The organism is Microbacterium sp. H6, assembly GCF_003314775.1.
Taxonomy (GTDB): domain Bacteria; phylum Actinomycetota; class Actinomycetes; order Actinomycetales; family Microbacteriaceae; genus Microbacterium; species Microbacterium oxydans.
This window is the reverse complement of sequence record NZ_QOAY01000135.1, coordinates 1-225: the sequence shown is the minus strand read 5'-3', so window position 1 is coordinate 225 and position 225 is coordinate 1. Positions and strand designations below refer to the sequence as shown.

Annotated in this window: 1 protein-coding gene; it reads right to left on the bottom strand. The window is 74.7% G+C overall.

What is annotated here, in order from left to right:
• Positions 1 to 225 (bottom strand): HAD family phosphatase (locus tag DSP71_RS08535; protein ID WP_181800695.1); only part of this gene is annotated, 225 nt, incomplete at both ends.

Sequence of the window (225 nt, the reverse complement as noted above, 5' to 3'; positions counted from 1 at the left end):
GCCCCCGACGACGACCCCGGCCCCCGCCGCGCGCGCCGAGCGGATCCCCGGCACGGAGTCCTCGAACACGATGCAGTCGTCAGCGCGGCGCGCCAGCAGGTAGGCGCCGAGAAGATAGGGGTCGGGTTCCGGCTTCCCCCGGGGAACGTCTTCCGCCGCGACCAACGCCGGTGGAAGCGCGATACCGGAGCTGCGCAGCCGCGCCAGAGCCACGGCGCGGTTGCT